Annotated in this window: 11 protein-coding genes; all 11 read right to left on the bottom strand. The window is 35.9% G+C overall.

What is annotated here, in order from left to right; all coding sequences use genetic code 11:
• Window positions 1-509: 509 nt before the first annotated feature.
• The 11 genes from A1OE_RS00200 to trmB all read right to left on the bottom strand — a co-directional run bounded on the left by A1OE_RS00200 (window position 510) and on the right by trmB (window position 15,834).
• Window positions 510-1,535, bottom strand: coding sequence for an aspartate-semialdehyde dehydrogenase (locus A1OE_RS00200; protein WP_015087769.1), 1,026 nt, complete (start codon window positions 1,533-1,535; stop codon window positions 510-512).
• Window positions 1,536-3,439: 1,904 nt separating this feature from the next.
• Window positions 3,440-3,979: an inorganic diphosphatase gene (gene ppa, locus A1OE_RS00205; protein ID WP_015087771.1), complete on the bottom strand. Its 540-nt coding sequence runs from the start codon at window positions 3,977-3,979 to the stop codon at window positions 3,440-3,442.
• A gap of 631 nt (window positions 3,980-4,610) precedes the next feature.
• Window positions 4,611-6,734 (bottom strand): polyribonucleotide nucleotidyltransferase, encoded by a 2,124-nt coding sequence (pnp, locus tag A1OE_RS00210; RefSeq protein ID WP_237737654.1) that lies wholly within the window; start codon window positions 6,732-6,734, stop codon window positions 4,611-4,613.
• A gap of 386 nt (window positions 6,735-7,120) precedes the next feature.
• Window positions 7,121-7,390, bottom strand: a complete 270-nt coding sequence (rpsO, locus tag A1OE_RS00215; protein WP_015087774.1) for a 30S ribosomal protein S15 — start codon at window positions 7,388-7,390, stop codon at window positions 7,121-7,123.
• Between the two features lie 764 nt (window positions 7,391-8,154).
• Window positions 8,155-9,108, bottom strand: coding sequence for a tRNA pseudouridine(55) synthase TruB (truB, locus tag A1OE_RS00220; protein ID WP_015087776.1), 954 nt, complete (start codon window positions 9,106-9,108; stop codon window positions 8,155-8,157).
• Window positions 9,109-9,126: 18 nt separating this feature from the next.
• Entirely contained in the window at window positions 9,127-9,522 is a 396-nt protein-coding gene (gene rbfA, locus A1OE_RS00225) for a 30S ribosome-binding factor RbfA (protein WP_015087777.1), read from the bottom strand.
• Between the two features lie 36 nt (window positions 9,523-9,558).
• A complete protein-coding gene (gene infB / locus A1OE_RS00230) occupies window positions 9,559-12,153 on the bottom strand; it encodes a translation initiation factor IF-2 (RefSeq protein WP_015087778.1) in 2,595 nt (864 codons plus the stop codon).
• Window positions 12,154-12,262: 109 nt separating this feature from the next.
• Entirely contained in the window at window positions 12,263-12,886 is a 624-nt protein-coding gene (locus A1OE_RS04120; protein ID WP_320408562.1) for a DUF448 domain-containing protein, read from the bottom strand.
• Between the two features lie 23 nt (window positions 12,887-12,909).
• Complete coding sequence (gene nusA / locus A1OE_RS00240) at window positions 12,910-14,436, bottom strand: transcription termination factor NusA (RefSeq protein WP_015087780.1); 1,527 nt, start codon at window positions 14,434-14,436, stop codon at window positions 12,910-12,912.
• Window positions 14,437-14,524: 88 nt separating this feature from the next.
• Window positions 14,525-15,046, bottom strand: coding sequence for a ribosome maturation factor RimP (gene rimP, locus A1OE_RS00245; RefSeq protein WP_015087781.1), 522 nt, complete (start codon window positions 15,044-15,046; stop codon window positions 14,525-14,527).
• An 86-nt stretch (window positions 15,047-15,132) separates the two neighbouring features.
• Window positions 15,133-15,834 carry a tRNA (guanine(46)-N(7))-methyltransferase TrmB gene (gene trmB, locus A1OE_RS00250; protein ID WP_237737655.1) on the bottom strand — a complete coding sequence of 234 codons (702 nt, stop codon included), beginning with the start codon at window positions 15,832-15,834 and terminating at the stop codon, window positions 15,133-15,135.
• Window positions 15,835-15,840: the final 6 nt, after the last annotated feature.

Raw genomic sequence — 15,840 nt, forward strand, 5'->3', positions numbered from 1 at the left:
AACATAACTATATGTATATATCTCTTATTAAAAAGCCAGAATAATTGGCAATTTCTACTGTAATTAGTGTTTATGTGTTTAAATTTACCTTAGGGATTTTTATGTCTTTTTTGACTATAATTTTTAAAAATAATTTTATTATATGATAATTATAACTAAAGATATTAGCACAGAAAAGTAATTGTGTATATTGTTAATAATGCATAATAATTTGCGTATTTTTCTATTTAGACAATTAGTTGCAATTGGCTTAGCCGATATAATAATATTAAATTATTTATTCATATTTCTTTAGAAGAAAACTGACAATTATATTTGTAATATCTACATAATAGTTAAGCACTTTTAAAAGTTTTTCTAGTTAGTATTATAAATACCTGTTCTTTTGTTTTCGTAGATTAATTTTTATAATTTTATATCGATAAAGATTCTGCGAATACTAATGCGGTTATTAATTATATCCTTTAATTATTATGAATTTCGCTTAACAGAAACTAAACTAAAGCAAATTAAGCAATTTTTTTAAAAAAGTTAGCTATCAGATTTTCAGCAATCTGTACAGCGTTTAGTGCAGCACCCTTTCGGAGATTATCACTAACACACCAAAGCACTAGTCCATTATTTACAGTGGGATCGCGGCGCAAACGACTGACATAAACTGCATCCTCGCCTGCAATGTCTAACGGAGTAGAATAGCTTTCTTTTGCTGGGTCATCAACTACTACTAAACCAGGAAAAGATTGCATAGCTTGACGAGCTAATTGAGCAGTAATTGGTTTTTTAGTTTCGATGAAAATAGCTTCGGAATGGCCAATAAAAACCGGAACACGAACGCAGTGAGCAACAACTTCAATATCTTGATCAAGGATTTTTTTGGTCTCAAACGTCATTTTCCATTCTTCTTTAGTGAATCCGTTATCCATAAAATTATCGATGTGAGGAATGACATTAAAAGCAATTTTTTTGGTGAAAGTTTTACACTTAATTGGCTTATCTACATAAATTGAGTGAGATTGTTTAAATAATTCATCTATTCCATCATTACCAGCACCTGATACTGATTGGTAAGTAGCAACAGTTACCCTTTTTATACAAAAAGAGTCGTGTAGTGGTTTTAATGCTACGACCATTTGAGCTGTAGAGCAATTCGGATTAGCTATTATGTTCTTCTTTTCGTAAGCAGTCATTGCAGCAAGATTTACTTCTGGTACTATCAATGGTACTTCTGGGTCCATTCGAAATGCAGAGCTGTTGTCAATTACAACACAACCAGATCGACTAGCCTTTGGTACATATTCAAGTGCAATTTGCTTGCCTGTAGAGAATAACGCAATATCTATTTTAGAAAAGTCAAATTTTGCCAATTTTTTTACAACTAAAGTTTTATTATCTCCATAAGATACTAGATTTCCAGCAGAATAGTCTGAAGCAAGGGCGATAACTTCTTGGGTAGGAAAATTGCGTCTAGCTAGTGTGCTTAGCATTTCACGACCCACAGCGCCCGTAGCACCTACAACAGCAATTCTATAACTCATTTTGTTTCCTTTATTATATCCACGAGCAGCCTTGCGCAAGGAGTATTAATTTTTTGATTATATTTTTTTTGCATCCTGATGCCGGAACGAAGGGAAAATAATTTTATTATTATATGCGTTTTAGAATTGTAAACGTAAAAATATTGTTTATTAAAGCAAATAATACAGCACAAGAATTATTTTGTTAAATTAATGAAAATCTAAAAAATGTTATGTTACTTTAAAAGATTTTTGCAATAAATACATAATACATTATTTCAATTCTTCGCTTGTAAAAAATTAGTAGTCAAATTTTTGATTTTAGTTAATTAGTATACCTACATATAGGTTGTATACGTTAAAATCCTAAACAAATTAAATTAAAAAAAATTAATTACATATAAAAACATCGTTATACTGGTTTTTTATTAAAAAAATATTAGCATTAATATTAATTAATAATAATTTTTATATTAACTATAAACATATAATCAACTTTTTATAAATACTAATAATTAACTATATTTTATGTATAGTCTGATTAATAAAATTAAATTATTGAGCCAAAAAGATTTATTGTCGCAGTTTTTTTTAATTTATAAGTGTTGTGATAAAATAATAGCGATGTTTAATTAACTCATTGATTGGTCTATGCGATGTGGATAGTATAATAGCCTATGTCGATCAGGAGAAAGTTTACCGTTATATTAATTAATACTTTACAACCTACAAGCAACTTACTTTGAAATGCAAAATTAAGATAATGTCCAATTAAAATCCACTAAAAGTTTTAATTAAATCAATTACTTCTGCTAATTGATCAGAAGTGATAATAAAAAGTATTTTTAAAATTATTGAATAGGTACAAATTTGACGTTAGAGAATATAGCCATTGTGACTAAAAGATAATTTAGTATTATCTACATTAAATATAGAAAATGTTACTTATTTATGTAATATTTAGCGTTTGTTAGTAAAATAAATATTTTAAGCAAAATAAATTTTATGTTGCGATTAATATTAATTAATTTTTTTAAGAAATTATTGGCCCCTTTACTTAAAAAGTATTAGTAATAGCTATATATAGCATATTTTTATACATTATCTCCTTAATAAGTTGTTGAAAATTATTCAACTTGTTATGTATTATCAATACAATTGTTTTATAAATAATTTTAATTATTTATAAATAAGTTATACAGCTTTTATTGCTTAATAAAGCCTGTATTAAATTTTAAAAAGAAGTTACTAGTATAATGTTAAATACATTAACTAATAATAACAATTGATTTTATCATCTACTTGATTTAATTATATAGCTTAATTGATATATCTTAAATAAATTAACTTTGTTAACGCTATTTTAATGCATTTTAACAATAAAAATTATTTTTTTTTGCATACTTAGCAAGTTTGCTATATATCTATGTTATTAATATAATAGAATATAATTTACTATTTTAAGATTGATTATTATTCAATTAATTAAATAACTGTTATAGCTTTAATTTAGAATTGTTAATTATACTTAATTGATAAATTGTGTTTTATTAACTAATTAAATATCAAAGCAACTGATATTTAATTAGTTAATAGTTTGATACAACAAAGAATACAACAATATATCACTGGATAAGTGATTTTATGATGGAATTTTGAATTAAGATTGTTTTATAGAAGTTATAATAATTTAAAAATTATTGATTTCTTTATTCAATAACAGATAGTTAAACAAAATGTAGACTTTTGTCTAACGAAGAATATTAGTAAATTAGCAATTTACATGTTTCATATAAACTAATTTTATTATTGCTATTAATTATATTAGCAACACTATAACTTGTATTATTCAAGAGTATTTGATACTACTAATAGATATAATTTTACGTATTATTACATCGATTTTCCTAAAATAATCTCACTATCTATGAATAATTTTTACGGCTAGCTAATTTAATCCCATCCATTATCAATGTAAAAGCTTCTTCCACTCCTTCCCAGCGATCCATCCTTACCCACTTGCCAGGCTCAAGGTCTTTGTAGTGGGTAAAAAAATGCTTGATTTGGCCCGTTAAAATCATTGGCAAGTCTGTCCATGAGGTTACATCTTTGTAATATGGATATAATTTATCCGTCGGTACAGCTAGGATTTTTTCATCCATACCTTCTTGATCTTCCATGATTAATAGACCAATCGGACGAACATTGATTATTGCTTTTGGTATAATTGGGCTATTAGTTACTACCATTACATCTATAGGATCTTTATCATTAGATAAAGTATGTGGTACAAAACCATAATTACATGGATAGTTCATTGCTGTATGTAGGAAGCGATCAACGAATAAAGCGCCGCTTTCTTTATTAAACTCATATTTTACAGGGTAGGAGCCAAGAGAGATCTCAATTAATACGTTTATATCGTGAGGTGGGTTTGTACCAATAGGAATCTGCGATATATCCATAGTTCATTCTCCAAAATAAATCAAGATTTAACTAGTCAAAGTTACTCATAATAGTCTAAGAATAGTATTAATAGCTATAGTTCACAATATTTCGTACATTAATTTTTTATTTTGTATTAAATAAGTATAATAATGTTTAAAATTAATTTCGAACTATTATTCAGCATAGTGTAAGTCAACAAATCATTGATTTATAATATCAGTACAAATAGTTAATCAACTGTGTTGATTCTTATACTTTAATCAAAGAACAGTATTTTTGTTAAAAAATCCACTAAATAAAAATATCAATTTCTAATGTTATTTTATAGAAAAACATAAAAATACGTTACTTTATGATTGTAGGCCAGCACAATACCTAAGATAATAGAAGATAGACCTTAGGGTTCAACTAAAAACATAGATTAATAACATGTGTATATTTTCTATATAGATAGAAATTGGATAAAATTTACTCTTTGAGTACTTTCTTCTTGTAGCGCATTTACCAATGAATCAAACTATAAACTGCAAAATAAAATTATGATTATAAACTATAATAGTTTTTTGTACAGATAAATATGCCGCCATGGCGCAGCATTATATATTATTTCAGTGCTGCGCGTTTATTTCCTGCTTAGATTATAAATGATTATTTAATAATAGCCCCTAAATCATTACCAGTATCCTGGTCTATAACTTTCATTGATAGTTTAACTTTGCCGCGATCGTCAAAGCCAATAACCTTAACCTTAACTTTGTCACCTTCTTTAACTACTTCGGAAACAGTTTCAGGACGTTTTCCTCGCGTTAGCTGGCTGATATGAACAAGACCATCCTTTGAACCAAAAAAGTTTACAAAAGCACCAAAATCAAGTGTTTTAACTACTTTACCATCATAGATTTTACCTATCTCTGGCTCAGAGATAAGTGAATAGATCCAGTTATGCGCAGACTCAAGTGCCTCCTTATCTACAGCAACAATTTTAACACTACCATCGTCTTCAACATCGATTTTAGCACCGGTAGTATCGCAAATTTCGCGTATCACTTTGCCGCGTGAACCAATGACGTCGCGTATTTTATTTACTGGAATTTTAATTGATATCATTTTTGGTGCAGTTTGAGCTATATGCTCACGAGCAACCGATAGCACCTTATTCATCTCGTTGAGAATGTATAACCTACCTTTTTTTGCCTGCTCTAGTGCAATCTTGATTATCTCTATTGTTATTGAGGTAATTTTGATGTCCATTTGTAGGGCAGTTATGCCTTGGTCAGTACCGGCAACTTTAAAATCCATATCACCCAATTGATCTTCGTCGCCTAATATGTCAGATAAAACAGCAAATTCGTTACCCTCTTTTATTAGACCCATGGCTATCCCAGCTACAGGACGTTCTAAGGGCACACCAGCATCCATGAGAGATAACGATGTACCGCAAACAGTTGCCATAGAAGATGAGCCATTTGCTTCAGTAATTTCAGATACAACTCGCAAGGTATATGGAAAACGTTCTTTGTTAGGCAGTAAAGGTTTTAGAGAGCGCCAAGCTAATTTACCGTGACCAATTTCACGACGCCCAGGAGCACCAATGCGTCCTGCTTCGTTGACTGAAAACGGTGAGAAATTATAATGAAGTAAAAAGTGCTCTCGATATTCTCCTTCTAAGGAGTCGACTATCTGTTCATCTTGACCAGTACCCAAGGTGGTAACTACCATAGCTTGCGTTTCGCCACGAGTGAACAGAGCGGATCCGTGAAGTGGTGGAAACAATCCAATTTCAGCTGCTATTGGGCGTACAGTGGTTGTATTACGCTCATCGATACGCTTGCCGGTATTTAATATGCGACTGCGTACGATATCAGCTTCTAGATCTTTCAATAAACTATTTGCTATTTCCTGTTCTAGCAAATCATCAATTGATTCAATGGCTTTTTTCTTAGCGGCTGCAATTTTATTTTGTCGTTTAATCTTGTTAGGTTCTTCGTAGGCAGTTTCCATTACGGTCTTGCCGGAAGCTTCCAGTTTTCTCCGTATTGCTTTGATGTCTAGCGTGATTTCCGGTATATCCATAGGATCTTTTGCACAGGCTTCCGCAAGTTCTATTATTGCGCTGATCACTGGCTGAAAACTTTTATGGCCAAAATTGACAGCATTAAGCATTACTTCCTCAGACAATTCATATGCCATAGATTCTACCATGAGCACCCCTTCTTGAGTGCCGGCAACCACTAAATCAAGTTCACTTTCCTTAGCGGTATTTATCGTTGGGTTTAAAATATATTGACCATCATTGTATCCGACACGAGCTGCCCCAATTGGACCTAAAAAAGGCGCACCTGATAGACACAAAGCGGCAGAGGTGCCGATTATTGCAACAATATCTGGATCATTTTCTAGATCATGAGCAAGAACTGTACAGATAACTTGCACTTCATTCTTGAATCCATTAACAAATAATGGACGTATTGGTCGGTCAATTAGGCGTGATGTGAGTATTTCTTTCTCGTTTGGGCGTGATTCTCGCTTGAAGAAGCCCCCGGGAATTTTACCAGCAGCATAAGTCTTTTCTTGATAATGCACTGATAACGGGAAAAAATCTACATCAGAGCGTTGGGTTTTATTTATGACCACAGTACATAGAACTGCAGTATCTCCATAGCGAGCAATGACTGCACCATCGGCTTGGCGTGCAATTTTGCCTGTCTCAAAGGAAAACGTTCGACCGCCCCATTCGATTTCCTTACGATATACTTCAAACATACTTGTCATCCTTTAGTTTCAAATCTGCATATACAACATTTTACCGCTCTTCGCGTTTCTTGCTAGAAAAAACCGTGTCGGATGAATGCTAGTAAGCAAAGTAGCCAAGAAAACTCAACTCCATGCTACGCATAACATAGCTAAAGGAGATTTGAGAATAAATTTGCGATAAAGCAAAAAAAGATAGAATCCTCTTACGCCATAATGTAGAAATTGCAGCTTGTAAGATATTATATTTTTTAGTTTCTGCATGCGTACTTTTGAAAAGGATGTCAATTTAGTCAATAGATGCTAGACAGCCAAACATAAATTTTCTATAATTATTTATGTTAACCTAAATATTACTTTTACTGTGCTTCTGACAATTTACCATCTTGACATATCCTTATATTCTATTAGCGTCTTAATCCTAAGGCATTGATTAATGTTAAGTAACGATTATTAGATTTCTCTTTTAGATAATTCAGCAGTCGGCGGCGCTTACCTACCATCATCATCAACCCACGACGTGAGTGAAAATCGTGTTTGTGTATTTTTATATGTTCAGTAAGATTAGGAATGCGCTCACTTAGAATAGCCACTTGTACTTCCGGTGATCCACTATCACCTTCCTTTTGTGCATATTGTTTGATCAATTCAGCCTTACGCTCAGCAGTAATTGACATTCTCGCTCCTGACTATCTAGTGGGTTTTATAAATTTCTTATCTAGATCGAGATGAAATATGTTATATTTATCGGTAGTTAACTATAACTTTAGTATTTAATTAGCTAATTAAATTTTAATTTATTCATTAACTGCCAACTTAATTTATGGAATGGTTATTGATATAGAAAAACTCATTTTATGAAAACATTAATACTGACTATAAATAGCAAAGTAACAAGTGATATATCTTAATACACTAAGTCCTAAAGTAATAATAAAATTAACTAAATGTAATTTATGTTATTTCGAATAAAAATTTAAAATCAATACGTCTAAAGCAATAGTTAATCTATTATGTGTATGGTTAAGCTTTAACAATAAATTCATCCTACATTGTATAAGTATTACTAAGAATACGATTTTAATCAATGCTTAGCAATATAAATCGCATCCTCTTCTATATGATAAATACTTCAAATTTCGTTTAAAGATTTTCCGAGAAAACTTGTATTTTTACTACTAAGCTATATTTATAGTGCAATGTTTAGTCAATTATATCTTAAACATGTTTTGTGATATAGATATTTGTAGCTATTTACCAAGTAGTTTATTAAACAAAATTGGATTTTAATTATACAGCTATCTTGATGCAACCGTCCGTTTTCAATATTAAAAATGTAACAATACGAAATCCTAGTTGTGCTTTTTAGTGAATTTCAATGACAATTATTGCTGAGTTATTAGAGTTAATTTTGCTTTAAAGTTGTATGCAGAAAATTACACTACTGCTTTATTGTTTTTAATGTATCGCTAAAATTTAGTACTTTCAATGGATGAATATCTCCGTTTTTAATTCTTGTTATGGCTACCGGTATTCTGTTATTGGTAACGTAAATTAGATCGTTTTCATGTAAATTATATAATCTTAAATTATCCATCAAAGTATGAATCGGAATAGCTTGGCCATTGCGTAATATTGCAGCTTGAGATTTTTGTAAGGCAATTGACGGCATATTTTTTAAGGCAGTTTCAATTGGTAATAAATAATTGGAAGGTTGAATGTTTTTCATTGGATTGTCTATTTTATTCAGAGTAATCGCATTATTTATGCAAAACGGCCCTACGCGTAGTCTACGCAGATTGCGCACATGTCCAACTGTTCCAAGAGATTGAGCTAAATTACGAGCAAGCGAACGCATATAAGCGCCACTGCCTGAAGTGACTTGAAAATTAGCCTCGTCACGATTAGGTACGTTTACTAAAATTAGGTTGATAATATTGATTAATCGGCGTTTTAGATTAACCTTTTTGCCGGAACGAGCGAGTTTATATGCACGTTCGCCATTTATTCTGATAGCAGAAAAGTTTGGCGGCACTTGCTCTATGATACCAATAAAACGGTCTATAATTTCCAATATATCTGGAATATTTGGTCGTAATTCGCTAGTTTCTATAACTTCGCCATCAGCATCATCCGTGGTGGTTGCTTCACCCCAGCGAACGGTTAAGTTGTAATCTTTGGTACTATTCATTGCGTAGGGCACAGTTTTGGTTGCTTCCCCTAAAGCTATTGGCAAAACACCCGTTGCTAGAGGATCAAGAGTTCCAGCATGGCCTGCTTTAGTCGCATTGAATATTTCACGCACTGCAAATACTGCCTTAGCAGAAGTGATGTGCATAGGTTTATCAAGCACTAACCAACCATGAACTGTTCCATCCCGTTTCTTACATGCCATAGTTTTTTACCCGTTATTTCATTTAGTACCATTCTTTATATCTTGTTGAATTAGTGGATCTTGTAGGATCTCTGTCATACGCTGAAATGAGTCAAATGCCGTATCGCGTTTAAAGGTTAAACTTGGAGTGAATTTCATGTGTACTTCACGAGCTACTTGACTAGAAAGTCGTCCAGATGCTCTCTTAAGTACAGATAAAATTTCTTCCATATGTTCATTGACTGATGGTATCACCCAAACCGTCGCATTGCGCATATCAGATGAAACACACACTTCAGAAAGTGTGATAGGGGGCAAGTTGAACAAAATTGGATCATATAATTTATTGTTTCTTAAAATACCTGAAAGAATTCTACGAATACGCTCACCAACACGCAATTGTCGGTAGCTCTGGCCATTATAATTATTGAGCACACTACTCTCCGGTATATATTCTAAGCCAAAGCATGATCAAGCAGATGCTTGCTGTTGAACCTGCTCAAGTGTTCGGGCAACCTCTTTCAGATTAAGACATTCGATCTGATCACCCTCGCGAATATCATCGTAATTTTCAAAAGCTATCCCACACTCATAGCCTTCACGAACCTCACGAACTTCTTCCTTAAACCGCTTCAGCGTTTTCATAGATCCCTCGTGAATCACGACGTTATCACGTAGCAGACGAACTACTTTGCAGCTTCGTTTCACTATACCTTCCATAACCATACAGCCTGCCACCTTGCCGACTTTGCTAATATTAAAGATTTGGCGAATCTCAGCATACCCTAAAAACTCTTCATTTAATTCTGGTGCCAACATGCCAGTTAATAGGGTTTTCATATCGTCAATCAAATCATAAATAATAGAGTAGTAGCGTAGCTCCATCCCATCACGACGTGCCATCTCTCGTGCTTGAGGATTAGCGCGGACGTTAAAGCCTACTACAATTCCCCCTGAAGCACTAGCTAAAGATACGTCAGACTCGCTAATACCCCCAACAGCAGCATGCAGAATTCTTGGCTTGACCAAACGGTTTTCCAGTTTTTCTATACTTGCCCGGATGGCTTCTAGTGAACCGTGTACATCAGTTTTAATCACCAGCGGCAATTCCGCAGCTTCACTTGATTTAATTGCTGATAACATTTGCTCTACTGTACTACGATTACCAATTGTAGCACTTTTCTCACGTAGTCGGCGTTGACGATAATCAGCAATCTCGCGAGCGCGATTTTCGTTCTCGACCACAACAAAATCATCACCAGCTATTGGTGTCCCTTGTAGTCCTAAAACTTCAATAGGATCGCTCGGACTGGCAATCTCTGCACTTTTACCACGATCGTTCACTAAGGCACGAACACGACCCCATTCTGCACCTGCTACAAAAACATTCCCAGTGCGTAATGTACCGCGTTGAACTAGTACAGTAGCGACGGAACCGCGGCCGCGTTCTACTTTAGCTTCAATTACTATACCAGCCGCAGCTCGATTTGGATTAGCTTTTAGTTCGAGTATTTCTGCTTGAACAACTATAGCTTCTAATAATAGGCTTAGTCCATGCTTTGTCTGTGCTGAAACATCAATCGCTTGAACCTCACCTCCCATATCCTCAACCACAATTGCGTGTTGTAACAGATCAGTACGTACACGTTGTGGGTTAGCTTCTGGTTTATCAATTTTATTAACTGCAACGATAATGGGAACATTAGCAGCTTTAGCATGATGTATCGCCTCGATTGTTTGAGCCATAATGCCGTCATCAGCTGCTACTACGAGCAAAACAATGTCAGTTACATTAGCACCACGGGCTCGCATTTCAGTAAAAGATTCATGTCCTGGCGTATCTATGAGGGTAATTTTATCTCTGGAGGGCAGTTCAATTTGATGAGCGCCAATATGCTGAGTGATGCCTCCAGCCTCGCTAGAGGCTACATCTGCTTGACGAATAGCATCCAACAAAGAAGTTTTGCCGTGATCAACATGACCCATAACAGTTACTACTGGTGGGCGCGGTTGCAGATCTGCGTAACTATCTTCTTCACCAGTCATGCCAAGCTCTACGTCAGATTCTGCCACTCGGCGTACCTTATGTCCCAATGCCTGAGCTACTAGTTCCGCAGTATCGGCATCAATCATCTGGTTAATAGTTGCTAAAAAGCCCATTTTCATAAGCGTTTTGATTACTTCACCTCCGCGCTCAGCCATACGGTTAGCCAGTTCCTGTACTGTGATTGTTTCTGGCACGATTACATCACGTGACTGTCTTATCGTTTCTCCTTGATTACCACGTCCACGTTGACGCTCACGTTCACGAGCACGGCGTACTGAAGCAAGCGAGCGCATACGCCAACTATCATCGCTTAATGCGTCACTTATAGTAAGCTTGCCTTGGCGTCTTCGCGATTGTTCGCCACTACTGCTACGTGTTCGAGGTGAAGGACGCTTGAGAGATGACTCTTTAGTACTACCGCCACGTTTACGCCTTCCCTCATCATTTATATCGATCCCTGCTGTATTTTCTCGGTCTAGACGGGCAGTTGCGCGTTCAGCTGCTGCCTTAGCTTGGCGATTAGCTTCACCTTCTGCAATACGAGCAGCTTCGATGGCTTTTATTTCAGCTTCAGCGTCTTCAATCTTACGTAATTCATCCATTTCAGCCTGACGGCGATTTACCGGGGCAAGACCTGACTGTGGTGTTCCAATTTTCAATGGATCAGTTAGGACATTTACGTTTGAGTCTGTCAATAATGTGACTCTATTAACTACATCTAGTTGATTTTTTGGACGTTTTGTTACAGCTTGTTCAAGGACACGAGATCTAACCTCTCGCTCTTCGGCGGTTAATTCACGCCCGCTCTGTTTACTCCCTCTAGATTTAGTCTTATTAGTTGATCCAGAAGGTGTATTAAACATTCGGCGCCGACGTACCTCAACTTGTACAGTCTTAGAACGGCCATGAGAGAAGCTCTGCTTAACCTGAGCAGTTTCCACCGACTTGCCAAGAGATAGCGTATCCTTGTTAGAACCAAGACTAAGCTTCTTGCGATCTTGTTCGTTGGTGCTTGACATATTGTCTTTTCGCACATTATCCATCCATGAACGAGTAGTCTATCATTATCTAAGAGACCTGAATAAAAGTCTTGTAATAATTTTTTCTTAGACAAAGTTAAAATATTACTTAAACTTTTTTTAAACAAACACCGTTAAGTCTTGTAGCATCTCGGAGTAATTTATTTGCTAAACAATTTATTGGTGAAGTTGATTTCACGAAAGTATATAGCACATCCTGTCTTCCAAATATTTTAATAAAATCTGCTTTCGTTAAGCAAGAAATTACCGAACGTGAACCAACTATAGATCTTAGATGTGCTTTAGCACATTCTGTACTCTCCACTGCTTCTAACAACAAACCCGGCGCTCCAGTTTCCATAATATGGCGCACTTTAATGTTATCAGTGATAGTTAGGCTAAGCCGCCTAGCAAGTGATAAAGTATCTAAGCAACGCCGTTTAAGCAAAGATTCAACTATATCTATTAGTTTGCTATCTACTTTAACTGGTTGTTTAGCAGCCCAAGTAAAAAGCCTTTTTTCTACAGCACAACTAATCGTCTCACGATCAGCAAAAATCCATAGACCTCGGCCCGGCAGCCTTTCTTCAATGTCCGGTAATATAAAGTTATCGTTTCCCACGACAAAGCGAACCATTGCATTGCGCGCTTGACATTTACGGCTAACAAAACAAAGACGCTTATTGTCATTTTTCTGTCTTTTGGATTTAAGTTCTTGAATCAGAGTTATTATCCTCGGCTATAACTGCAACATATTTATGCAGGCGTATCAATGTCATTGTCTTCATAAAACCAATGAGCCCGAGCGGCCATTATAATTTGATTAGCTGCTTTTTCATCAAATCCTGCATTTGGTAGAATTTCACGTAATTCGTCACTCGCTAAATCACCAACATCATCCAGTGTTTTTATCCCATTTTCACCTAAAACTACTAACATAGTCGGGGTAAAGGCATTCAATTCTACAAGTTGATCAGTTACACCCAACTCACGGCGACGCTCGTCATGGCGACGACGCTCAGCCTCGACAAAATTAAATGCACGATTATGCAGTTCTTTAGCAATATCTGCTTCAAATCCTTCTATTTCTGTAAGATTTTTTACTTCAGTAAAAGCAATTTCTTCTACTGAACTAAACCCTTCAGTAACAAGCAAATTGGCAATAACTTCATCAACATCTAGAGCGTTAACGAAAGCCTCCGAGCGTTGACGAAATTCTTCGCGACGCCGATCAGATTCTTCTTGGTCAGTGAGGATATCAATATCCCAGCCAGTTAGCATAAATGCAAGACGAACGTTTTGGCCTCGACGACCAATGGCTAAAGAGAGTTGTTCATTTGGTACTACAACCTCGATACGGCCTTGATCTTCATCAAGGACAACTTTAGATACTTCCGCTGGCGCTAAAGCATTTACTACAAATGTTGCGGGATCTTCAGAAAATGGAATAATATCAATTTTTTCACCATGTAGCTCCCCTACCACTGCTTGAACGCGGGAACCACGCATCCCTACACAAGCGCCAACTGGATCAATTGAAGCATCATAAGATTGCACTGCAATCTTAGCACGAGAACCAGGATCTCGTGCTACCGCCTTGATTTCAATAATACCATCGTAAACTTCTGGCACTTCTTGACGAAATAGCTTACGCATAAACTCCGGATGGGTACGAGACAAGAATATCTGTGGGCCTCTTTGCTCTTCTCTTACATTTTCAATATAAGCACGTATCCGATCACCTTGACGAAAGGTTTCCCTCGGTAATAGCCTATCACGGCGAACCACAGCTTCAGCACGTGGTATTTCAACTGTGACGTTGCCGTATTCTACACGTTTAACAACTCCGTTTATAATTTCACCAGCTCGACTATTATACTCCTCAAATTGGCGCTTACGCTCAAACTCACGAACCTTCTGGACAATAACTTGTTTAGCAGTTTGAGCTGCTATACGACCAAAATCAATTGGTGGTAGCGGTTCTTCAATCACTGAGCCAATTTTTAATTCAGGATCAATCTTTTTAGCTTGATCTAGTGTGATCTCAGCTGATTCATCTTCAACCCCGTCTACGACAGTAGTACAGCGCTTCAAGCTGATATCTCCAGTACGTCGGTCTATAGTTGCACGAATATCGTGATCAGGTCCATATTTCGATCTACCAGCTTTTTGGGTTGCTTGCTCCATGGCGATTAGCACTTCTTCACGATCAATTCCCTTATCTCTGGCAACTACATCGGCGACCTGAATTAGCTCCAGCTTTGGTGTCGTAGCGATATCCATCAGCTTGTCAATCCTTTGCCAACCTATGAGATAATTAGTATATTTAGATTAACTCAATATACACACTATAATCTCATACGATAAAACTTTAGTTTTGCTTAGATGGGCAGCGTGATTCTATGAGCTCATCCGTCAAAACAAGCTTAGCTTGTAAAATTTCTTCGAACGGTAAATCTACCATGCGAGCATTATCTTTCAATTCAACTTGTACCTGATTATACTCATTTACACTCTTTATACGGCCGTTAAATTGTCTACGTCCTTCGATCGCCATAGCCAAATCAATACAAGCATCAAACCCAATCCAGTCTCGAAAATCTTTGAGCTTAATCAGCGGTCGATCAATACCGGGTGAAGAAACTTCTAACCGATACTTTTCGGTAAGTGGATCTTCCACATCAAGAACAAGAGACAATGTGCGAATAATTCTAGTACAGTCATCGACTGAAATTGCTCTACCGTCGTTATGATCTACCATAATTTGTAAAGTCGGTAAGTTACCGCCGATAATAGCTACCTGTATGACATCAAAGCCCATGGTATTGATACAAGGCGTTATAATCTCTTCTATGCGCTGAATATTTAGTTTCACCTGAATAGACTCAATCATATAGATTACTACAGTGCTTAATGTATACCCAATTTAGCTAAGTTACAAGATTCGCGTGAAATTGCACATACAAGCTAGTGATTTATTTAATTTGCTTCAACTGGTTTACAAAATTCGATATAAGTAGGAACACGCTCTTCTTTACGGCCTTTTGCTTCGTAGCGAGTTTCCGGCCAGTCTTTTCTGGTTTTAATAAAATCAGCTATAGAATTTCCAGTCCAACGAAAATTTATATGAGCAGTTATACGAGCTAAAATCCAAATAGCATACTCTGGTTCATCGGTAGACATGCGCAAAATACCACCAGGTTTTAGCACATCGTATAATTGATTAATAGTTTTATGTTGTATGATACGACGATAGTGATGACGCCGCTTTGGCCATGGATCTGAGTGGAGAATAAAAATACGCTCCAAGCATTGATTTGGTAGTAAGTCAAGAATATTACGGGCATCATCAGGATAGATACGCACTCTATCACCTTCCATCTTGCTAAGATAGCGGAGCAAGGAAGCAACTCCGTTCATAAAAGGTTCACAGCCAATCAAAGCTACAGAAGGATTATTCTGTACTTGCCAAGCCAGGTGTTCACCGCCTCCAAAACCAATCTCTAACCAGACCGCGTTAGGTTTTTTGGGAAACCATATACTGGGGTCAGTCACGGAAATGGCTGATGTAAAAATTGGAATCAAGCGACACGGCAATTCTTCATCAATTAAACGCTTCATATTTGCGCTCAAACTACGACCTTTACGTCTGCCAAATAACTGATGCCTTCTTTTATACACAAAACT

Source organism: Candidatus Endolissoclinum faulkneri L2, from assembly GCF_000319385.1.
GTDB classification, from domain to species: domain Bacteria; phylum Pseudomonadota; class Alphaproteobacteria; order Thalassobaculales; family Thalassobaculaceae; genus Thalassobaculum; species Thalassobaculum faulkneri.

What these genes read in the sequence shown, in the direction of transcription:
- truB (WP_015087776.1), bottom strand. Translation starts at nt 9,108, where the DNA reads ATGGCATGTAAGAAACGGGATGGAACAGTTCATGGTTGGTTAGTGCTT.
- rimP (WP_015087781.1), bottom strand. Translation starts at nt 15,046, where the DNA reads ATGATTGAGTCTATTCAGGTGAAACTAAATATTCAGCGCATAGAAGAG.
- infB (WP_015087778.1), bottom strand. Translation starts at nt 12,153, where the DNA reads ATGTCAAGCACCAACGAACAAGATCGCAAGAAGCTTAGTCTTGGTTCT.
- A1OE_RS00200 (WP_015087769.1), bottom strand. Translation starts at nt 1,535, where the DNA reads ATGAGTTATAGAATTGCTGTTGTAGGTGCTACGGGCGCTGTGGGTCGT.
- pnp (WP_237737654.1), bottom strand. Translation starts at nt 6,734, where the DNA reads ATGACAAGTATGTTTGAAGTATATCGTAAGGAAATCGAATGGGGCGGT.
- nusA (WP_015087780.1), bottom strand. Translation starts at nt 14,436, where the DNA reads ATGGATATCGCTACGACACCAAAGCTGGAGCTAATTCAGGTCGCCGAT.
- ppa (WP_015087771.1), bottom strand. Translation starts at nt 3,979, where the DNA reads ATGGATATATCGCAGATTCCTATTGGTACAAACCCACCTCACGATATA.
- rpsO (WP_015087774.1), bottom strand. Translation starts at nt 7,390, where the DNA reads ATGTCAATTACTGCTGAGCGTAAGGCTGAATTGATCAAACAATATGCA.